Raw genomic sequence first — 21,073 nt, 5'->3', positions numbered from 1 at the left:
GGAAGCGAGGAACAGCCTTCATGGGCCGTCGGCTCGTACCGCTCACGCTGGACAACCTTCAAGACCTCCCCCAGCGCTGCCGTGCGTGTGTCTTCTGGGAGCTGGACCCCGTCAGTGGTGAGGCAGCGCTGAAGGCCGGCACGGTCACGGCGGAAAAGGAAGCGTGGATCTCCGCCGTCCTGCTGGACTGGGGATCCTGCGGTCGGGTCGTCTACGTCGACGACGTGCCCGTGGGTTTCGTGCTCTACGCTCCCCCCGCCTATGTCCCTCGTTCCACGGCCTTTCCCACGAGCCCCGTCTCTCCGGACGCCGTGCAGCTGATGACCGCGTTCATCATGCCGGGCTACCAGGGGCAGGGGCTGGGTCGTGTCATGGTCCAGACGGTTGCGAAGGATCTGCTGCGGCGGGGCTTCAAGGCCATTGAGGCATTCGGGGACGCCCGCTGGAAGGAGCCCGCCTGCGTGCTCCCCGCCGACCATCTGCTGGCCGTGGGGTTCAAAACGGTCCGGCACCATCCAGCCCATCCGCGGCTTCGGCTGGAGTTGCGGTCGACGCTGTCCTGGAAGGAAGACGTGGAGATGGCGATCGACCGGCTTCTGGGAGCGGTGCAGAAGGAACCGGCGCTGAGGCCGCTGTAAGCGAGCTGCATGCCACAGACGAACTGCGACATGCGAATGGGCCAACCCCTCAGGGTTGGCCCATTCGTGTTTCACGTGAAACATCGCCGCCGTCTCGGCGGCCCCGCCATGCTTACTCGGCGACGAAGTCCTCGAGATCGCGGACGATCGCGGCCTTGGGCTTCGCCCCCACGATGGTCTTGGCGACCTCGCCGTTCCGGTAGACGTTCAGGGTCGGAATGGACATGACCCCGTACTTGGCGGCGGTGCCCGGGTTCTCGTCGATGTTGAGCTTGACGACCTCGATCTTGTCGCCGTACTCGGCGGCGATCGCCTCGAGGGACGGAGCGATCTGGCGGCAGGGACCGCACCAGGCGGCCCAGAAGTCCACCAGGACGGGCTTGTCGCTCTTCAGGACGTCCTGCTCGAAGGAGTCGTCGGTCACGTTCTTCAGGGTGCCGGCCACAGCGGGCTCCTTAATTGGTCGTGCGGTGGGGTGGTGGGGGCTCAGACGGTGGACTTCTCGGGCTCGGCCTTCTGATCGTTGTCCGCGAGAGCCGCGAGGAAGCGCTCGGCGTCGAGGGCGGCGGAGCAGCCGGTGCCGGCCGCGGTGATTGCCTGGCGGTAGGTGTGGTCGACCACGTCGCCGGCGCCGAAGACACCGGTCAGGTTGGTGCGGGTGGACGGCGAGTCGACCTTCAGGTAGCCCTCCTCGTCCAGGTCCAGCTGGCCCTTGAAGAGCTCCGTGCGCGGGTCGTGGCCGATGGCGATGAACAGACCGGTCACCGGCAGGTCCGACAGCTCGCCGGTCTTGATGTTGCGCAGCTTCAGTCCGGAGAGCTTCTGGTCGCCCTGGATCTCCGCGACCTCGCTGTCCCAGACGAACTTGATCTTCGGGTCGGCGAAGGCGCGCTCCTGCATCGCCTTGGAGGCGCGCAGGGTGTCCCGGCGGTGGACGACGGTGACGGACTTGGCGAACCGGGAGAGGAAGGTCGCCTCCTCCATGGCGGTGTCACCGCCACCGATCACGGCGATGTCCTGCTCCCTGAAGAAGAAGCCGTCGCAGGTGGCACACCAGGAGACGCCGCGGCCGGAGAGCGTGTCCTCGTTCGGCAGGCCGAGCTTGCGGTGCTGCGAGCCGGTGGTGACGATGACGGCCTTCGCCTGGTGCACCGTGCCCGAGGTGTCCGTGACGGTCTTGATCTCACCGCTCAGGTCGACGGAGACCACGTCGTCCGGGATGAGCTCGGCGCCGAAACGCTCGGCCTGCGCACGCATGTTGTCCATGAGCTCGGGGCCCATGATCCCGTCACGGAAGCCGGGGAAGTTCTCCACGTCGGTGGTGTTCATCAGGGCACCACCCGCGGTGACCGCACCCTCGAAAACCAGCGGCTTCAGCGACGCGCGCGCGGTGTAGAGCGCCGCCGTGTAGCCGGCGGGCCCGGAGCCGATGATGATCACGTTACGGACATCGCTCACGGCTTGATTCCTCGTCTCTGGACTGTGTCCTACGGCCGGGGGGAGCCTCTCTCATAGCTCTCACCCCACCCAACGGATCCTAAGGGGCAGGCATTCCCGGTGTGCCGGGGCACACGGTGGAGCGACAGCGCACGGGATGTCATGCGGTGCCACGCGGCGCGAGGACCGAGCGTGCGGGCTCAGGAACGCGCGTAGGAGCGCGACAGCAACACCTTGGCCGTGACCGCTTGGTGGCGGACACAGGTCGCATCGACCAGATAGGCCGTGACGCGGCTGCTGTCGCCGGAGGCATCGGGCAGCACGACGAGATAGGCGTCCTTGCCGTCATAGGTGCCCGCCCGGGCGGCGAGCGGGACGCCGCTGTCGTTGATGCCCTGCCGTACGCACGAGGGGACGGTCGGCGGCGGGCTCTTCAGCAGTTTGGGCCTGTCGGTACCGGCAGCGGATTCCACCCCGAAGTCATGGGGTGTGTGGGCGTCTCTGCGCGGCGGCTGCTCCTGGGCGAGGAGATCGGCGACCTCGCTCTTGAGGGTGCTCGCGGAGAAGGTGTCCGCGGACGCGCTCGGACGATCGTGCGCCGTAGTGTCGGATGGCTTGTCGTCGTGGAGCGTCGCCAGAACCACGGATGTCACCCCCAGGGCGGCGAGGGCGACGACGGAGCCGAGAACGGCGACCCTGCGGCGTCCCCGGCGGGTCCCTGTCCTACGACCCGGGCCGGTGCTGGCGGCGCGAGGACGGCCGGAGGGACGGTCCACGGCCGATGTTTCACGTGAAACACGCGCGCCACCTGCGAGTGGAGGCCCCGCCACTGAGGCCTCGACTGTGAGGACCGCGTCGATTCGGGCCGCCACGTCGGCCGGCATGGCGGACACATCCGGCAGGGCGCCGAGCAGACCACGGATCTCCGTCAGCGACGCGTGGACGTCGGCGCACAACGCGCACTCGTCCAGATGCCGTTGGAGGTCGTCGGCCCGGGCGGGGGCGAGGAGGCCCTCGGTGAGGTCGGAGATCTCCGTGACGTCCGGGTGCCCGGCCGCGTCTGTCGTGGATGTCACGCTCGCCCACCTCCGCCCTTCACAGCAGCTGAATCGCCTGATCCTTCGCCCTGCGCGTCTCTGCCCTCGGGGCGCGTGCCTTCAGGATCCGTCTTCGGTGGGACGGATGTCCCCTGCGCCCGGTTCCGTCCCGCGCCCGATTCTTTCTCCTCACGCGTGCGCCTCGGGCGCAGATGGGTGAGTAGCGGCAGGAGTCTCGCTCTGCCCCGGGCGCAACGGCTCTTCACCGTCCCGCTCGGCACCTCGAGGATGCGGGCGGCCTCGGCCACCGGATAGCCCTGCATGTCCACGAGCACCAGGGCGGCCCGCTGATCCGGCGGGAGAGTGCCCAGCGCCTCGACGAGCTGCCGCTGCACGTCGTTCCTCTCGGCAGGCGCCGAGGCCGACTCGTGCGGCTCCAGCAACTGCTCCAGGCGCTCGGTGTCGTTCACAGGGGAGGTCTTGCGGGAGGCGGCCTTGCGGACCCGGTCCAGGCAGGCGTTCACCGTGATCCGGTGCAGCCAGGTCGTGACGGCCGACTGGCCGCGGAAGGTGCCGGCGGCCCGGTAGGCGGAGACGAGCGCGTCCTGCACGGCGTCAGCGGCCTCCTCACGGTCGCCCAGCGTGCGCAGGGCGACCGCCCAGAGCCGGTCACGGTGACGGCGCACCAGCTCACCGAAGGCCTCGTGGTCGCCCTCCACATGACGGGCCAGGAGGTCCTGATCGCTTACGTCGCCATATATGGTGCCGTCCGCCACAGGATGCCTCCCCCTCGCGTCCGTACTCAGCCGGTGAACTTGAGGTCCGTCACAGCCTGCTTGTATCCCGGGTTGCTGTACGCGTCACCTGGGGCGTACGGCAGAGCGGTGAACCACACCAGCACGTACTGGGTCTTCACCGGCTTGACCACCTTCACCTCTGCGGTGGTGCCGGTCGTCGTCACGGAGCCCAGCTTCGTCATCGAGGTGATCGGCACCGACGAACTCATCGAGTCCGTGCCGTACAACGTGACGGTCGTGTGGTCATTGCCGTACAGGAGCGCTATGGACGCGGAGGAGACCTCCTGCGCCGAACCGAGGTCGTAGACGATGCCGACACCGGGCTTGAAGACCGGGTTCAAGTCCGGCCCCTCCTTGTAGCTGGAGGTGCGCCAGTACGTCGAGCTGTCCCCGTCGTATGTCTTGCCGACATCGGCGGGGTGCTGGGCATCACCCTTCGCGACGTACTCCTGCGCGCCGTAGATCTTGAGCGGCTGGGCCGGCTTCGGCTTCGTGTCCTTCTTGTCGGTGTCGTCCTGAGTCTGCGTCTGGGTGTCGTCGGACTTGCCGCCCTGGCCCAGCAGGGCGTCCGCGAGCTGCCAGCTGCCCAGGCCCAGGGCAGCGATGAGGAGGGCCGAGACGGCCCACTTCAGGGCCTTGCCGGTGCGGCTCTGCAGCGGGGGCGGCGGGGTCGGGACCGGCTGGGTGACCCCGGGGCGCGGAGCCGGACGGCCGTACGCGCCCTGCTGGTAGGAGGTGCCCTGGTACTCCGGCGGCGCGGTGAACGTCGGCTCCGGCGGCCGGACGCGCGGCATCTCGCCGATCGCCTTGACCAGTTCCTCCGGGGTGGTGCACGCCGACTCGTGGCGGGAGGCGGTGGCGCCGTCGTTGACGAGGGCGCGCATGGCGAGTTCGGACAGGCCGCGGTGGACGCCCGCGCGCACCTGGTCGGGGGGGATGAGACCGATGTCCTTGGGCAGGCCGGACATGCCGTAGGCGTCGCTCTCGTACGGCCAGCGCTGGGTGAGCGCCGCGTACAGCAGTGCGCCGATCGCCTCGGTGTCCGTGCGCTGCGGGGTGTCGGAACTGATGCCGCGCAGCGCCGCGTTCACGGCGAGACCGCGGACCCGCCACTGACCGGTGGAGGTGCGCAGTACGGCGTTGGGGTTCAGTCGCAGATGGGCCAGGCCCTCGCGGTGCGCGGCGGCCATGGCGGACGCGATCTGGCTGACCAACTGGTAGGCGTCGTGCGGCCCCAGAGGGCCCGAGGCCAGAAGCGTGGTCAGCTCCGTCGCGTCCGGCAGCCACTCGTGGACGACGTAGACGAGGTCGTCCTCCTCGACGGCGTCGAGGACCTGCACGAAGCGGGGGTCGCCGAGCAGGGCGGAGGAGCGGGCCGCGGCCAGCACGGACCGCGCTCGCGTGTGGTCCGCCGGCAGGATGTGCACCCCGACGGCGCGACGGAGTTTCTCGTCGACGGCTCGCCAACTGCTGAATCCGTCCAGACGGGTGACGCACTCCTCGAGGCGGTAGCGTCCGGCCAGCTTGTGACCGCTGTGAAGATCGGGTGGTGAGGTCTTCCTCCCGGAACTCTCCGTCCCGTCGCTCCCCTGCGCCTCTTCGTTGTCCGTGCCCCGCTCCCGGTGCTGGGCCACCCCGTCGGACGTGGACTGGTCCGCCTTGGCGGTCAGCGGCTGCTCGCCGCTGTTGTCTGCCACGTCGACGGCAGCCGTGATCCGTTCCGCCACCGTCGCTCCTGCCTCCCCATCCATCGCGCTGTCCGACGCCGAATCCAATTGTGCCCACAGTCCGGCGCTATGCACGACACACAGCTGCGGACGATGGTTGTGCGCCTACCCCCGACTCAACGCCCCAGGCGCCCGCGGACCATACCCACGAGCCCGTTGATTTCCTCGATGCGCATCCGGCGGGCGGCGACGAAGAAGACCCCGAGCAGCAGTGCGCCACCGGCCAGCAGCGCGACGAACGACCCGAAGACGCCCTGGCCCAGCGTGTGGCCGATGCCGTAGCAGGCCGCGCCGCTGATCAGTGCCGCCGGCACCGAGGCGATGCCCAGCCGCGCGTACGTCCGCAGGACACGCGAACCGTCGAGGTCGCCGCCCAGCCGCTGTCGCAGCCGGCGCCAGGCGACACCGACGCCGATCGCGTATGCGAGACCGTACACGGCCGCCATGCCGGCCACGGACCAGCGGGCCGGAAGCAGGAAGTAACACAGGAGCGAGGCACCCGCGTTGACCGCGGCCACGATCACCGTGTTGTAGAAGGGCGTGCGGGTGTCCTCGTAGGCGTAGAAGGCGCGCAGGACGACGTACTGCACGGAGTACGGGATCAGGCCGAGTCCGAAGGCCATCAGCATGTAGCCCATGTTGGTGGCGGCCGCGGTTCCCGAGGAGCCGAAGATCAGCGTGCACATGGGGATGCCCAGGGCGAGGAACCCGAAGGAGATGGGCACGATGGCGACCGCCGTCGTGCGCAGACCCTGCGAGACGTCGTCGCGGACGGCGCCGGTGTCGTTCTCGGCGGCCGAGCGTGAGAGGCGGGGCAGCAGGGCCGCCATCAGCGAGACCGTGATGATGGCCTGGGGCAGGCCCCAGATCAGCTGGGCGTTGGCATAGGCGCTGAAGCCGGTGCCGTCGATGTGCGTGCTGGCGACCGCGGAGGTGGCCAGCTGAGTGACCACCAGGGCGCCCGCCTGGTTGGCGAGGACGAAGAGGACGGTCCACTTGGCCAGCATCGCGGCCTTGCCGAGACCGTGCCCCTTCCAGTCGAAGCGCAGGCGGAGCCTGAACCCGGTCTCGCGCAGGTACGGGATCATCGCGAGTGACTGCACGACGAGGCCGAGGAGCACGCCGACGCCGAGCAGGCGCTGGCCTTCCGGCGGGATGTTCGTGACGGTCATGTGGGAGTTCGCGGACGTGCCGTAGACCCACAGGAACGTGCCGAGCGTGAAGATGATGACGATGTTGTTCAGGACCGGCGTCCACATCATGGCGCCGAATCTGCCCCGGGCGTTGAGGATCTGCCCCATCACCACGTGGACGCCCATGAAGAAGATCGAGGGCAGGAAGTACCGGGTGAAGGTGATGCCGACCTCGTTGGCCGCCGGATTGCCGGAGACCGAGTTGGAGAGCATCCGGACCAGCAGCGGCGCCGCGAACATCGTGAGGGCGGTGAGCGCGCCGAGCGCGACCATCACCAGGGTGAGCAGCCGGTTGGCGAACGCCTCGCCCCCGTCGTCGTCCTCCTTCATGGCGCGGACGAGCTGCGGGACGAACACGGAGTTCAGGCCGCCGCCGACGGTCAGGATGTAGATCATCGTCGGCAGCTGGTAGGCCACCTGGAAGGTGTCGCCGAGCAGGGCCGTGCCCAGCGCGGCCACGATCATCGCCGAGCGGATGAACCCGGTGAGCCGGGAGACCATCGTGCCCGCTGCCATGACGGCGCTCGACTGCAGCAGTCCCGAGGCCTTCCCGCCCTTCTTCGCCGCCGGAGCGGGGGCGGGCTCGGCCGCCGGGGCAGGGGCTTCGGCGACGGCCGGTGCGGGCGCGTACGGCCCCATCGGTCCCTGACCGGCGGCCGGGGCCGGGGCGGGACCGGGAACCGAGGGGACCGCCATCCGCGGGCGTCCGCCCATGTCCTGCGGTGGCCGGTAGCCGTGCTGTCCCGGGCCCTGGTGGCCGTAGCCGCCCTGACGCGTGTCCGGACCGCCCTGCTGCTGGTCGCGGAAGAGGTGGGCGAAGGCGTCCGGCTCGTGGTGGTCCTCGCCGGAGTGGCTGACCAGGTCGTCGACGCCGACGAACTCGGTGGTCCGGGGATCCTCGCCGTGCGGCAGGTACTGCGTGGTGCCCGACGGCTCCGGCGGCGGGGTCTGCGCCCACACGCGCGGGTCGGGGGCGTGGGGCGACTGCGTGGGGCGGCCGTAGAGCGGCTGCTGCGGCCCGTTCGGGCCCGGGGGCGGCGGAGGATGCGCGGCGCGGTCGTACAGCGCCTCGCCGACCGGGTCCTGGGCGGTGAGATCCTGCGCCCGGTAGGGGTCGTCGTCGTAGGCGTCCTGGAGGTACATGTCCGCGGGGGGCTCCGGCGGCGTCTGGCCGTGTCCGGGCGGCGGCGCGTCGGGGTGGCCCGAGCCGCCCACGGCCTGGCCGCGGTCACCGTCGTACGGCGCGTTCATGCTTACCCCACCTCATCGTCCCGGGCCCTCCGGGCCACGACATCCTCAACGGTCCACCTTCTCACCCGTGCCGGACGGGTCTGTGCTTTCCGCCGCGGTGTCCGGTGTCGGGTCACTCGGCTGCTCCGGGTCGTCCGCCCGGGACCGGGTGCCGGACTCTTCTGTGCCTTCTGCGGGACGACCGGCGGTGCCTTCGGGGTTCTCCGGCTCGACGCCTTCCGGCCCGTCCGCGCCGTCACCGGCCTCTCCGGCGCCGTCCTCGCCGTCCCGCGCTTCCTCTGCGCGCTCGGCCTGCTCGGCGTCCTGAGGATCCTGGGGGTCGTGGGCCGCCTCCTTGGCCGCCGCACGCTTGCGCTGGGTGTACATGCGGAAGCCGGCGAGGACGAGCAGCAGGACGCCGCCACCGATGACCAGCATCACCGTGGCCGTGATCTCGGTGACCTTCACGTCGAAGGTGACCGGCGCGCCGTACTCCTGGCCGTCCTGCGTGTAGAGCTGGGCGACCACCGTCACGGGGCCGTTGGCGTTGGCCGACGTGGGGAACTTCACGGACTGGGTGTGCCCGCCGGCGACCGCGACGGGCTGCTCCCAGTACGCCTTGCCGCCGATCTTGAGGCGGGTGGGGTTGGTCGAGGTGAGCCGCAGCATCAGGTGGTCGACGCCCTGCACCAGGTTGTTCTGCACGGTCACCGGGATCGTGGCGCTGCGGCCGGAGAGCTTCGTCTCCGACTTGTCGATCAGCTTGACCTGCTCGGAGAGGTCGTCGAGGTACGCCTCCACGCCGTCCCGGAAGTCCCTCGCCCCGCCGGACCCGCCGCGCCAGGACGTGGCCATCTCCCGGTTCATGGCCCGCCCGAAGGGCGTCACGACCCGGGACGGGTAGGTCAGGACGACCCGGAAGTTGTCGACCTTGTCCTGCGTCCTGGCGATCGCCCTGAAGGCGGCCGGCCTGAGTTCCTTCCTGCGCAGCGAGGAGGGGTAGTCCGCGGCGGACGGGATCTTCGTGGTGGCGCCGGGGTCCGGCTTGGCCGCGGCGGCCGCGGCCAGGTCCTGCGACTGGGACCAGTTGCTCTGCTGGAGGGCCGTCAGCGCCTGCGCCATGGCCTGGGCCTGGCTCGCGCTGGGCATGCGCTGCGGGGCCACGACGATGCTGCGCTGCCGGCTCGTCTGGCTGTCGAGTTCCAGGCTCTGGGCCAGGAACTCCTGCACGGCGAGTGTGCTGGCGCCGGCCTGCGTCAGGTCACCCTCGAACGCCGTCGACAGGCGGGCGTCCGCGACGATCGCCGTGGTGCCGCCGCCGATCGGGCGGGCAGCGGAGGGCGTGTACGACAGCCCGCCGGTCTCCTGGAGGCTGTCGCTGCGCGTGATGATCCTGTCGGCGCCCGCGGAGGTGGCGACCTTGACGATCGACGGGTCGACGGCGCCCTCCACGGGCCAGGCGAAGTCCGTGCTCGGCTTCACCTGGAGCACCGTCTCCACCGTGCTGGCGGCGACGTCGGTGGCGTCCTTGAGCTGGCTCAACGAGCCGGTGACGCTCGTGCCGTGGTGGGCGAGGGAGGCCAGGTCCGGGTCGGCGAAGGGCAGCGCCACGACGTCCTTGCCCGCCATCGCCTGCTGGAGCTCGGCGAGCCACTTCTTGGCGACATCCTGGTGAGTGCCCGGCACGGGCGTGCCGTCCGCGGTCTGGATGCTGTAGTTGCCGGTCATGGCGTCGACGGACGCCAGCAGGTCGGGGTCGATCACCCAGGTGACGTCGAGGTCCTTGCCCAGCGACAGCATCCGCTCCAGGCGTCCGCCGGGCGCGAGCTCCTTGGCGAGGTCGTCGTCGAGGAAGACTGGCGTCTGCTGTGCGCCGGGGCCCGTTTCGGCCGTCATGTGGACGCTGGACATCAGCGGCCACAAATAGGTCGTCTTGGTCTTCGTGCCCGCGTCGTCCGGCTGCCACGGCAGGAACGTGCGCTGGATGCCCAGGACCTGCTCCCAGGGCTGGACGGAGGTCTGGCCGGACAGTGAGACGGAGAACTCGTAGACCCCGTTCGCGCCGAGGTTCAGCTTGTCGACCGGCACGGAGATGCTGAAGTGCTCCGCGACGCCCGGAGCGAGCTGCGTGAACTTCTGGGCGTACTTGTCGCCGACCTCGGGGCCGTCGGCGCCCGGATCGAACCTGGTGCGCTGGGCCACGGAGTCGATCGACGAGCGGGTGTCCAGCTCCGGGCCCACGCGCAGGCCCACGTGGGCGTCGGTGACGGCCTGCTTTCCCTTGTTCGTCACGGTGCCGGACACGGTCAGCGTGTCCCCGTCCGTGGGGGCGCTGGGGCTGAACGAGTCGACGGAGACGGCGACCGTGCGCGAGCCCGACGCGGTCTGCGGGGACTCCTGCCCGGCGGCGTGTGCGGACGGGGTGGCGGGCAGTTGGAGCAGAGCGGCCAGCAGCGGTGCTCCGGTGAGCAGCGCCCCGGCACGCCGCAGCCTTCGGCGGGCAGGTGAGGGACTGGTCCCCTGGAAGTCTGCCGCCTCGGCCACGCGCTCGCCCGTCCCTCGTCGTCAGTGGTCGTCGGAATGTGCGTCCACGCATGGTAACGATGTGCGCCGGGGGGAAGTGCCTCGGAGGCGGTTTCAAGATCGCTGGACGCGGGTGGACGCCCTGGATATGCCTGTATCCGGGGATGCTGTTCGTTACGTCACAAAGGCGTGGGTTGCGTAGGTAATAAGGAGAGCTGGAGTAGGTAATAAAGGGGAGCTGCCGCCGCGTCCCGTGCGGTGTTGTCGCCGCGCATCCGCCGCGGCCGGTGCCGAACAATGTCGGCGCGGTCGGGCGCCCGGGCCACGTACCCTTTTCTGTTGTGCCGAACGCCAACGAAGACACTTCCCCTGCCCTGAGCCAGGTGCAGCAGCGCGCGGTGAGCGAGCTGCTGCTGGTCGCCCCTGTCGCCGACGACCTCGCGCGCCGTTTCCAGGAGGCCGGGTTCTCTCTCGCCCTGGTCGGCGGCTCGGTCCGGGACGCGCTGCTCGGCCGGCTCGGCAACGACCTGGACTTCACGACCGACGCCCGCCCCGAGGACGTACTGAAGATCGTGCGGCCCTGGGCGGACGCCGTCTGGGAGGTCGGGATCGCCTTCGGCACGGTCGGGGCGCAGAAGCAGGCCCGCGTCGGGGATGTCGACCGGTGCTTCCAGATCGAGGTGACCACCTACCGGTCGGAGGCCTACGACCGCTCCTCGCGCAAGCCCGAGGTGTCGTACGGCGACTCCATCGAGGAGGACCTCGTCCGCCGTGACTTCACGGTCAACGCCATGGCCGTGGCGCTGCCGGAGAAGACGTTCATCGACCCGCACGGCGGGATCGGCGACCTCGAGGCACGGGTGCTGCGCACTCCGGGCACCCCCGAGGAGTCCTTCTCCGACGACCCGTTGCGCATGATGCGGGCCGCGCGCTTCGCCGCCCAGCTCGACTTCGAAGTCGCCCCCGAGGTTCTCGCGGCGATCAAGGGGATGGCGGGGCGTATCGAGATCGTCTCGGCCGAGCGGGTCCGGGACGAGCTGAACAAACTGATCCTGTCGGCTCACCCGCGCAAGGGCCTGTCCCTGCTCGTCGACACCGGTCTCGCCGGCCATGTGCTGCCCGAGCTGCCCGCCCTGCGTCTGGAGAGCGACGAGCACCACCGGCACAAGGACGTCTACGACCACACGCTGATCGTGCTGGAGCAGGCGATGGAGTTGGAGGAGGAGCCCGACCTGACGCTGCGCCTCGCCGCCCTTCTGCATGACATCGGCAAGCCGCGCACCCGTCGCTTCGAGAAGGACGGCCGGGTCTCCTTCCACCACCACGAAGTGGTCGGCGCGAAGATGACCAAGAAGCGCATGATCGCGCTGAAGTACTCCAACGAGCTGGTGAAGGACGTTTCGCGGCTGGTCGAACTCCATCTGCGTTTCCATGGCTACGGTGCCGGCGAGTGGACGGACTCGGCTGTCCGCCGCTATGTCCGCGACGCCGGCCCGCTGCTCGACCGCCTTCACAAGCTGACCCGTTCGGACTGCACGACCCGCAACAAGCGCAAGGCGGCCGCACTGTCCCGGGCGTACGACGGCCTGGAGGAGCGCATCGCCGAGCTCAAGGGGCGGGAGGAGCTCGACGCGATCCGCCCGGACCTCGACGGCAACCAGATCATGGAGGTCCTCGGCGTCAAGCCCGGACCGGCCGTCGGCAAGGCGTACAAGTACATGCTGGAACTGCGACTCGAGAACGGCCCGATGGGGCACGACGCGGCGGTGGCGGCCCTCAAGGAGTGGTGGGCCGAGCAGGAGCAGCAGGGCTGAGGGTGCGTGGAAAGGGCTCGTGTTTCACGTGAAACACGAGCCCGGGAAACGCCGAGGGGCGATGTTTCACGTGAAACATCGCCCCTTCGTCATGGGTCAAGCGGGTGTTACTTGGTCTCCGTCAGGCACAGCACCACGTCGTGTCCGCCTCCGGACTGGACGTAGGAGACGGTCCACCCCTTGACGCTTTCGCACTTGTTCTCGTCGGAAGAGCCGTCGAACTTCTGGATCACCTTGTACTCGGCCTCACCGGACGAGCAGTCGACCTCCTTGAGGTCGGCGTGGGAGTCGGTTCCCTTGTTGTGCAGGCAGGCACCCACCGAAGTCGTCTCGGCGTCGGTCTGGCTGAACCACCAGCCGATACCGAACTTGACGAGGAGGACGGCGGCAATGAGGCCCATCGTGCCGAGGATGCCCCGCACCTTCTTGCCACCGGACTTCGGCGGAACGGGCGGCGGGACCGGGGCACCCTGCTGCTGCGGGAAGGGGGCGTATGGCGCCTGCGGCGGGTACGGCTGCTGCGGGGCTCCAGGCTGACCGGCCTGCTGCCCCATGGGAGCGGTGGGCGCCTCAGCGTGCGGGTTCTGGCCCTGGGGCGGCGGCGGAGTGGTCATTCGGGGGTCCCCCTGGAACTAGTGCATGACGGCAAGAACATGCTGTCGAAATAAGACGCACGTAAGTTACAGGCCAGGACTGACACTGCTGTGACCCGGTGGGGCTCTGTGTCATTGACGTGACACTTGTCGGCCTGCAAAGCGTGTCATAGCGGCCGCAACTGCCCCGTAGATCACGGCGACCATCACGACGAGCACGGACGATCGGCCGTCCGGTGGCAGCATCAGCGCGGCGACCCCCGCGGCGCCGACGAACGCCACGTTGAACAGCACGTCGTACACGGAAAAGATCCGGCCGCGGAAACCGTCGTCCACCGCGGACTGCACCATCGTGTCCGTGGCGATCTTCGCGCCCTGGGTGGTCAGCCCCAGCACGAACGCCGCGACGAGCAGGGGGCCGGTGGCGAACGGCAGGCCGAGGGCGGGTTCGAGGACAGCGGCGGAGCCTGCGCACACGGCGATCCAGCCGGACGGTCCGAGCCGGCCCGCCGCCCACGGTGTCATCACGGCCGCCGCGAAGAACCCCACGCCGGAGAGAGCGAGCGCCAGCCCGAGCAGACGCAGCCCGTCCCGTGTGTTCGAGGTCAGGCCGTAGCGGCACAGCATCAGCACCAGGACGGTCAGTGCCCCGTAGCAGAACCGCATCAGCGTCATCGAGGCCAGCGCCCAGGCGGCCTGCCGCCGGGACGGCGCGACGAGGTGCCGTACGGCCGCCATCAGCTCGCGCGCGGTGACGTTCAGCGCCGCGCCCAGCCGTGGCCGCCGCGGTTCGCGGTCGGGCCCGAGCAGGTCCGGTGCCATGAGCAGCGAGGTCAGGGCCGCGCACAAATACAGGGCGGCCCCCAGCAGCACCACGGCCGCGTCGGAGTCCGCTCCCACCAGTCGCACGGCGAAGGCGAGGCCGCCACCCGCGAAAGCGGCCAGGGAGCCGGCGGTCGGCGACAGGGAGTTGGCCATCACCAGCCGCTCGGCGTCGACCACGCGCGGCAGCGCGGCGGACAGCCCGGCGAGCACGAAGCGGTTGACGGCGGTGACGCACAGCGCGGAGACGTAGAACAGCCAGTCCGGTACGGCGGCGACCATCAGCACGGCCGTGGCCGTCGCCAGCACGGCCCGCGCCAGGTTGCCGTAGAGGAAGACCTGGCGACGGCGCCAGCGGTCCAGCAGGACGCCCGCGAAGGGGCCGATCAGCGAGTACGGCAGGAGCAGCACCGCCATCGCGGAGGCGATCGCGGCGGGCGAGGTCTGCTTCTCCGGGGAGAAGACGACGTAGGTGGCGAGCGCGACCTGGTAGACGCCGTCGGCGCTCTGGGAGAGCACCCGCACGGCGAGCAGGCGCCTGAAGTTCCTCAAGCGCAGCAGGACGCGCAGGTCACGGACGACGGCCATGGGGTGACAGCCTCACATGTGGGAGGGCCCCCGGGTGCACGCGAGGCGTACACGGACGGGGGCCCAACAGCCCTGGCAGGAGCGGTTTTGTGCAACGCTCTCTAGCGCTCGACCTCGCCGCGGATGAACTTCTCCACGTTCTCGCGGGCCTCGTCGTCGAAGTACTGCACCGGCGGGGACTTCATGAAGTACGAGGACGCCGACAGGATCGGGCCGCCGATGCCGCGGTCCTTGGCGATCTTCGCGGCGCGCACGGCGTCGATGATGACACCGGCGGAGTTCGGGGAGTCCCAGACCTCGAGCTTGTACTCCAGGCTCAGCGGGACGTCGCCGAAGGCGCGGCCCTCGAGGCGGACGTACGCCCACTTGCGGTCGTCGAGCCAGGCCACGTAGTCGGACGGGCCGATGTGGACGTTCTTCTCGCCGAGGTCCCGGTCGGGGATCTGGGAGGTGACGGCCTGGGTCTTGGAGATCTTCTTGGACTCCAGCCGGTCGCGCTCCAGCATGTTCTTGAAGTCCATGTTGCCGCCGACGTTCAGCTGCATGGTGCGGTCCAGGATGACACCGCGGTCCTCGAACAGCTTCGCCATGACGCGGTGCGTGATGGTCGCGCCGACCTGCGACTTGATGTCGTCGCCGACGATCGGGACGCCCGCCTCGGTGAACTTGTCCGCCCACTCCTTGGTGCCGGCGATGAAGACCGGGAGTGCGTTGACGAAGGCGACCTTGGCGTCGATGGCGCACTGGGCGTAGAACTTCGCCGCGTCCTCGGAGCCCACGGGCAGGTAGCAGACCAGGACGTCGATCTGCTTGTCCTTGAGGATCTGGACGACGTCGACCGGGGCCTCGGCGGACTCCTCGATGGTCTCCCGGTAGTACTTGCCGAGACCGTCGAGGGTGTGGCCGCGCTGAACCGTCACACCGGTGCTGGGCACGTCGCAGATCTTGATGGTGTTGTTCTCGGAGGCGCCGATGGCGTCCGCGAGGTCCAGGCCGACCTTCTTCGCGTCGACGTCGAAGGCGGCGACGAACTCGACGTCACGCACGTGGTAGTCGCCGAACTGCACGTGCATGAGGCCCGGGACCTTGGACGCCGGGTCGGCGTCCTTGTAGTACTCGACGCCCTGCACCAGCGACGCGGCGCAGTTGCCCACGCCGACGATGGCTACGCGAACCGAACCCATTCCGGTTGCTCCCTGTGTGTAATCGGTGAAGCCCCGACGGGACCTCACGTGGCGGTGTCGTCGGGCGTATCCGGCCGGGAAGACTCCCCGGACCGGGGCAGGCCGCCCGTCGCTCCAGTGGTGGTGTCCAGCGAGGCGGGACCCCCGGAGACGGAACCCTTGAGGTCCCGCCCGGCCCGCTCGCTCTCGATGAGCTCGTTCAGCCAGCGCACTTCGCGCTCCACGGACTCCATTCCGTGGCGCTGGAGCTCGAGTGTGTAGTCGTCGAGGCGCTCCCGGGTGCGTGCCAGGGAGGCGCGCATCTTCTCCAGACGCTCCTCCAGCCGGCTGCGGCGGCCCTCCAGTACGCGCATGCGTACGTCGCGCGACGTCTGCCCGAAGAAGGCGAATCGAGCGGCGAAGTGCTCGTCCTCGTACGTGTCGGGGCCCGTCTGCGAGAGCAGCTCCTCGAAGTGCTCCTTACCTTCGGCCGTCAACCGGTAGACGATTTTGGCGCGCCGGCCCGCGAGCGCGGCGGAGACGGCGTCCTCAGGAGCGCTTCCCGGCTCCTCGATCAACCAGCCGTTGACGACCAGCGTCTTGAGGCAGGGATAGAGCGTCCCGTAGCTGAACGCACGGAACACGCCCAGTGACGTGTTGAGCCGTTTGCGCAGTTCGTAGCCGTGCATCGGGGATTCGCGGAGCAGGCCGAGTACGGCGAACTCGAGGATGCCGGAACGCCGGCCCATCGTCGCCTCCTCTCTGCCGCGATCCGGTGGCGGCGGGGCCGCTCCGGGTGCCGTGACGCTGCTTATCTCGCACTGATGTATCGACTCGATACATCACGACGATAGATCCCACCCCCGCATGCGACAAGAGGGGACGGAGTGAACGGGATCACATCGCCGGTCGGTCGGAGGCAAGTTGCCTGGTTTGGGGTGAACTTCGGGGCTCACCGGGTTTAGCCAGTGCGTAGTCTGTGCGCCATGCACATCGCCGGGAACCGAGTGACGCCTGGGGATCGTCCTCGCTCCCGGTGCGGTACGGGTGAATGCGTGACCGACCACATCCGTACTTCGGGGGGACCGGAAAACAGCCGCCGTCTCCAGGCGCGCGAGAAAGCGCCTGCCCGAGGAGTAATCGTTCGATGAGCGAGCACCGTCGCAAACCGCCGCAGCCGCAGGGAGGCGGACGTGCCGCGGCCCGACGTGGCCAGTCCGCCTCGTCCTCCGGCCGCCGTGCGGCACCGCGAGGCGCCACCGGATCTCCTGCCGATTCCGGTTCACATGGCGTGGAAGGCGAGGACCGCCCCTACGGCAGCCGTGCCGAGGCCCGGCGGGCGGCGCAGAGGGGCAGCGGCCGACGCGGCCGACCGGACGGTCCCGGACGCGGCCGAGGACGGCCGGGGCCGCCCCCCGAGAAGCGGTTCATCGACTACCCGCGCGCGGAAGGGTACGGATGGCGCCGCTGGATACCGTCCTGGCGGCTCGTCTCCGGGTTGTGCATCGGCTTCGTCGGCAGCCTGGTGGCCGTCGCCGGCGTCGGGTACGCGATGGTGAGCGTGCCCAACGAGGCGCACGCCGCGGCGGTGTCGCAGAACAACGTCTACTACTGGTCCAACGGTCAGCAGATGGTCGCCACCGGCAGCGGCCAGAACCGGCAGAACGTCACGATCGACAAGATTCCCAAGGCCATGGGGCTGGCGGTGATCTCGGCCGAGAACAAGAGCTTCTACAAGGACTCGGGTGTAGACCCGATGGGTATCGTCCGCGCGCTGGGGAACATGGCGACGGGTGGTGACACGCAGGGCGGTTCGACGATCACCCAGCAGTTCGTGAAGAACACCTACCTGAGCCAGGACCAGACGGTCTCCCGGAAGTTCAAGGAGATGTTCATCTCGATCAAGGTGGGCACGAAACTCTCCAAGGACGACATCCTCCAGGGCTACCTGAACACCTCGTACTACGGCCGTGGCGCGTACGGCATCCAGGCCGCCGCCCAGACGTACTACGGCAAGAACGCCGTCGAACTCACGCCGAGCGAATGCGCCGTGCTCGCCGCTCTGCTCAAGGGCCCGACGTACTACGACCCCGCGGGCAACGACAACCTCGACTCCTCGGCCACCGCCGCGGCCAACCACAAGCGTTCGGAAGTGCGGTGGAGTTGGATCCTCGAGCAGATGCACAAGCCCGATCTGAAGGATCACCTCACGGACGCCGAGTACCAGGAGGCGATCAAGAAGTACCCCGAGCCTCAGGGCCGTAAGGCGATCAAGGGAATGACCGGCCAGGTCAGCTACCTCGTCGACGCGGCGAAGCGGTACGTCCTGAAGCACTCCGACATCACGGAGGCGCAGTTCGACCAGGGCGGGTACCAGATCTACACCACCTTCGAGAAGAGCAAGGTCGACGCACTGGCCGCCGCCGTGAAGAAGGTGGAGAAGGCGAACATCGACCCGAAGCGCGAGAAGGACAAGCACGTCCAGTTCGGTGCGGCGTCGGTGAAACCCAATGACGGTGCGATCGTCGCTCTCTACGGTGGCGTCGGCTTCGAGAACGGCCACTTCACCAACAACGCGGACACCTCGGGCGTCCCCGTCGGTTCGACGTGGAAGCCGTTCGTGCTCGCCGCGGCGATGCAGTACGGCACCTACAAGACCGATGGCGTCGGGGTCTCACCGCTCAGCAAGTACAACGGCAACGACCACCTGAAGATCATGAACAACGACGGGTCCTACGTTCTCAAGAAGGACAACACCCCCTTCTTCCAGAACAACGAGGGCCCCCACCCGTGGGGCTACATCACCCTGCGCAAGGCGATGGAGCAGTCCATCAACACACCCTTCGTGCAGCTCGGCATGGACGTGGGGATGCCGAAGGTGGCCGACGTGGCTGAGAAGTCCGGCCTTCTGAAGGGCAGCTTCGCCGACCTCAACGCGTCGTTCGCCCTCGGTACGTCGACCCCCAGCGCGATCCGCATGGCCGACGCCTACGCGACGTTCGCGGCGTCGGGGCAGCAGGCCGACCCGTACTCGGTGAAGGCCGTCAAGCACGACGGTTCGGAGCTGCCCGGCTTCGAGAAGCCGCGCCTCAAGCGGGCGATGCCCGAGATCGTGGCGCACAACGTCACCGACGTCCTCGAGAACGTCGTCGAGAACGGCACGGCCACGAACGCGCTCGCCCTGGGCCGCAAGGCCGCGGGCAAGACGGGCACCACCGACAAGAACAAGTCCGCGTGGTTCGTCGGCTACACGCAGCAACTGTCGACCGCGGTGACGATGTTCCGTGAGGAGCCCAAGACCCACAGTCTGCTCTCCATGAACGGCACGGCGGGCAAGGACTCCATCCACGGTGGTGACATCCCCACACAGGTGTGGACCGAGTACATGAAGGCAGCGCTGCAGGGGAAGAACGACCCCGGCTTCCCCGAGGCCGAGAAGGTCGGCGAGATCGCGGACGGGGTCGGCGCGCCCTCTCCGACTCCGACCCCGACAGCCACCGAGACCGCGGAGGAGAGCCCGAGTCCCTCGCCCACGCCCAGCGAGACCGAGCCCGACCCGGCGCCCTCGCCGACCCGGACCCGTTGCGGTTTCTTCGGCTGCAACGGCAACGGCAACGGCAACGGCAACGGAGGCGGCAACGGCAACGGCGGTCAGACCGGCGACGGCGGCGTGGACGGCGGCACCGACCAGTCGTCGCCTTCGCCGACCGAGTCGGACGGCGGCAACGGCAACGGAGGCGGCAACCGGGGCAACGGGAACGGAGGCAACGGTCTCTTCGCAGGCCCGGCCGGCGGTTGATCCGAACGAAGCGAGCGCGCGCCACGACCTCCTGGTCGTGGCGCGCGCTCGTTCGTGCGATGGGGCGTTTCGGGTCCGGCCTCAGCGAGGAGAACGGGCCGTCGCGCCCACCGCGGTGCCGACCGGGCACGTGCCCCCGGGTCGTACGGCAGGATGTGCCCCATGCCCAGTGCTGAATCGACGCAAGCGAGCGTGCACGAGCCGGACCCGGTGCGGCCCACCAAGGAGGACGAGGTCGCGGCGGCCGGCAGCGAGCTGATCGGCGGCCCCGTCGGGCGGCGTGCCCTGCTCGGAAGGTCCTGGTGGACCCCCGTACGGGTCGTCGCGCTCGTCGCCATCGGCATGTTCGCCCTCGGCCTGGTCCAGAAGGTGCCCTGCTACCACGGCGCCTGGTTCTTCGGTGCGAGCTCCCAGTACACGAAGGCCTGCTATTCGGACATTCCGCACCTCTACCAAGGCCGTGGTTTCGCCGAGGGCCTCGTGCCCTACTTCGACAGGCTCCCCGGTGACATGCCGTACCTGGAGTACCCCGTACTGACCGGGGTCTTCATGGAGGTGGCCTCCTGGCTGACCCCGCACAGCGGCAGCATCCAGCACCAGGAACAGTGGTACTGGATGGTCAACGCCGGGATGCTGATGGTGTGCGCGGCCGTCATCGCCGTCTGCGTGACCCGCACCCACGCCCGGCGGCCCTGGGACGGTCTGCTGGTCGCCCTCGCGCCTGCCTTCGTGCTGACCGCCACCATCAACTGGGACCTGCTGGCGGTCGCGCTGACGGCCGCCGCGATGCTGATGTGGTCCCGAGGGCGTTCGATCGCCTTCGGCGTCCTGCTGGGCCTCGCCACGGCCGCCAAGCTCTATCCCGTCTTCCTGCTCGGCCCGCTGTTCGTGCTGTGCTGGCGGGCGGGGAAGTGGCGGGACTTCGGCAGAGCGCTGGCGGGCGCCGTCGTCGCCTGGCTGGTGGTGAACCTGCCGGTGATGGCCTTCGCCTCGGAAGGCTGGTGGCAGTTCTACAGGTTCAGCCATGACCGGGGCGTCGACTTCGGCTCCTTCTGGCTCATCTGGGCCCAGAACTCGACCAGTCCGCCGAGCACCGACTTCGTCAACACCACGGCCACCCTGCTGGTGGTGCTGTGCGCCCTCGGCATCGCGGCACTGACGCTGTACGCCCCGCGCCGTCCGCGCTTCGCCCAGCTCGCCTTCCTGATCGTGGCGGCCTTCATCCTCACCAACAAGGTCTACTCGCCCCAGTACGTCCTGTGGCTGGTCCCGCTGGCCGCGCTGGCCCGCCCCAAGTGGCGCGACTTCCTGATCTGGCAGGCCTGCGAGGTGGCGTACTTCCTCGGCATCTGGATGTACCTCGCCTACACGACCAGCGGAGACGCCCACAAGGGGCTGCCGACCGACGGCTACCACTGGGCGATCGCCGTGCACCTGCTGGGCACCCTGTACCTGTGCGGAGTCGTCGTGCGCGACATCCTCATGCCGGAGCGGGATGTGCTGCGCCGGGCCGGCGACGACGACCCCTCGGGCGGTGTCCTCGACGGCGCCGAGGACGTCTTCGTCCTGGGCACCCGGGCCCGGCCACCGCACCCGGAGGCGGACTTGGGCGGGGCTCAGGTGGAGTGGGGCGGGCAGGGCCCGGCCGCACCCCGGAGTGATTCGCTCTGAGCGAACAGCCTCCCCAGGGGGCATGCGAAAGGCCGTGTCCG

At 69.2% G+C, this 21,073-nt stretch carries 15 protein-coding genes; 4 read left to right on the top strand and 11 right to left on the bottom strand.

Annotated features, from left to right (window positions below; all coding sequences use genetic code 11):
- Positions 1 to 20: 20 nt before the first annotated feature.
- Positions 21 to 638: a GNAT family N-acetyltransferase gene (locus OIE49_RS18275; RefSeq protein WP_100570524.1), complete on the top strand. Its 618-nt coding sequence runs from the start codon at positions 21 to 23 to the stop codon at positions 636 to 638.
- Positions 639 to 750: 112 nt separating this feature from the next.
- On the opposite strand, the gene trxA is transcribed toward OIE49_RS18275, so the two are convergent.
- The 7 genes from trxA to OIE49_RS18240 all read right to left on the bottom strand — a co-directional run bounded on the left by trxA (position 751) and on the right by OIE49_RS18240 (position 10,603).
- Positions 751 to 1,083, bottom strand: a complete 333-nt coding sequence (gene trxA / locus OIE49_RS18270) for a thioredoxin (protein ID WP_326803252.1) — start codon at positions 1,081 to 1,083, stop codon at positions 751 to 753.
- A gap of 41 nt (positions 1,084 to 1,124) precedes the next feature.
- On the bottom strand, positions 1,125 to 2,096 hold the full coding sequence (gene trxB, locus OIE49_RS18265) for a thioredoxin-disulfide reductase (RefSeq protein ID WP_326803251.1): 972 nt from the start codon (positions 2,094 to 2,096) through the stop codon (positions 1,125 to 1,127).
- A gap of 179 nt (positions 2,097 to 2,275) precedes the next feature.
- On the bottom strand, positions 2,276 to 3,151 hold the full coding sequence (locus tag OIE49_RS18260) for a hypothetical protein (RefSeq protein WP_326803250.1): 876 nt from the start codon (positions 3,149 to 3,151) through the stop codon (positions 2,276 to 2,278).
- A complete protein-coding gene (gene sigM / locus OIE49_RS18255) occupies positions 3,148 to 3,888 on the bottom strand; it encodes an RNA polymerase sigma factor SigM (RefSeq protein ID WP_326803249.1) in 741 nt (246 codons plus the stop codon). The genes OIE49_RS18260 and sigM overlap by 4 nt, the downstream gene beginning before the upstream one ends.
- 26 nt (positions 3,889 to 3,914) lie before the next feature.
- The gene (locus OIE49_RS18250) at positions 3,915 to 5,636 is read right to left on the bottom strand and encodes a protein kinase family protein (RefSeq protein ID WP_326803248.1); all 1,722 of its coding nucleotides are present in this window, start codon (positions 5,634 to 5,636) and stop codon (positions 3,915 to 3,917) included.
- Positions 5,637 to 5,752: 116 nt separating this feature from the next.
- The gene (gene murJ / locus OIE49_RS18245; RefSeq protein ID WP_326803247.1) at positions 5,753 to 8,080 is read right to left on the bottom strand and encodes a murein biosynthesis integral membrane protein MurJ; all 2,328 of its coding nucleotides are present in this window, start codon (positions 8,078 to 8,080) and stop codon (positions 5,753 to 5,755) included.
- Positions 8,081 to 8,125: 45 nt separating this feature from the next.
- Positions 8,126 to 10,603 carry a DUF6049 family protein gene (locus tag OIE49_RS18240; RefSeq protein WP_326803246.1) on the bottom strand — a complete coding sequence of 826 codons (2,478 nt, stop codon included), beginning with the start codon at positions 10,601 to 10,603 and terminating at the stop codon, positions 8,126 to 8,128.
- 320 nt (positions 10,604 to 10,923) lie between these two features.
- Here OIE49_RS18240 and OIE49_RS18235 point away from each other — a divergent pair, with 320 nt between their 5' ends.
- Positions 10,924 to 12,396, top strand: coding sequence for a CCA tRNA nucleotidyltransferase (locus OIE49_RS18235; protein WP_326803245.1), 1,473 nt, complete (start codon positions 10,924 to 10,926; stop codon positions 12,394 to 12,396).
- Between the two features lie 107 nt (positions 12,397 to 12,503).
- Here OIE49_RS18235 and OIE49_RS18230 read toward each other — a convergent pair whose 3' ends face one another.
- From OIE49_RS18230 to OIE49_RS18215, 4 genes are all read right to left on the bottom strand, one after another.
- Positions 12,504 to 13,010 (bottom strand): LppU/SCO3897 family protein, encoded by a 507-nt coding sequence (locus OIE49_RS18230; RefSeq protein WP_326803244.1) that lies wholly within the window; start codon positions 13,008 to 13,010, stop codon positions 12,504 to 12,506.
- A gap of 111 nt (positions 13,011 to 13,121) precedes the next feature.
- Complete coding sequence (locus OIE49_RS18225; protein WP_326803243.1) at positions 13,122 to 14,399, bottom strand: MFS transporter; 1,278 nt, start codon at positions 14,397 to 14,399, stop codon at positions 13,122 to 13,124.
- Between the two features lie 101 nt (positions 14,400 to 14,500).
- Positions 14,501 to 15,583: an inositol-3-phosphate synthase gene (locus OIE49_RS18220; protein ID WP_326803242.1), complete on the bottom strand. Its 1,083-nt coding sequence runs from the start codon at positions 15,581 to 15,583 to the stop codon at positions 14,501 to 14,503.
- Positions 15,584 to 15,627: 44 nt separating this feature from the next.
- Positions 15,628 to 16,311 (bottom strand): PadR family transcriptional regulator, encoded by a 684-nt coding sequence (locus tag OIE49_RS18215; RefSeq protein WP_100570512.1) that lies wholly within the window; start codon positions 16,309 to 16,311, stop codon positions 15,628 to 15,630.
- Positions 16,312 to 16,709: 398 nt separating this feature from the next.
- Here OIE49_RS18215 and OIE49_RS18210 point away from each other — a divergent pair, with 398 nt between their 5' ends.
- The gene (locus tag OIE49_RS18210; protein ID WP_326803241.1) at positions 16,710 to 19,361 is read left to right on the top strand and encodes a transglycosylase domain-containing protein; all 2,652 of its coding nucleotides are present in this window, start codon (positions 16,710 to 16,712) and stop codon (positions 19,359 to 19,361) included.
- Positions 19,362 to 19,523: 162 nt separating this feature from the next.
- Complete coding sequence (locus OIE49_RS18205; RefSeq protein ID WP_326803240.1) at positions 19,524 to 21,032, top strand: glycosyltransferase family 87 protein; 1,509 nt, start codon at positions 19,524 to 19,526, stop codon at positions 21,030 to 21,032.
- Positions 21,033 to 21,073: the final 41 nt, after the last annotated feature.

Source organism: Streptomyces sp. NBC_01788 (assembly GCF_035917575.1).
Lineage (GTDB): Bacteria > Actinomycetota > Actinomycetes > Streptomycetales > Streptomycetaceae > Streptomyces.
Note: the sequence above shows the minus strand (reverse complement) of the source record. Positions and strands in the feature narration are given on the sequence as shown.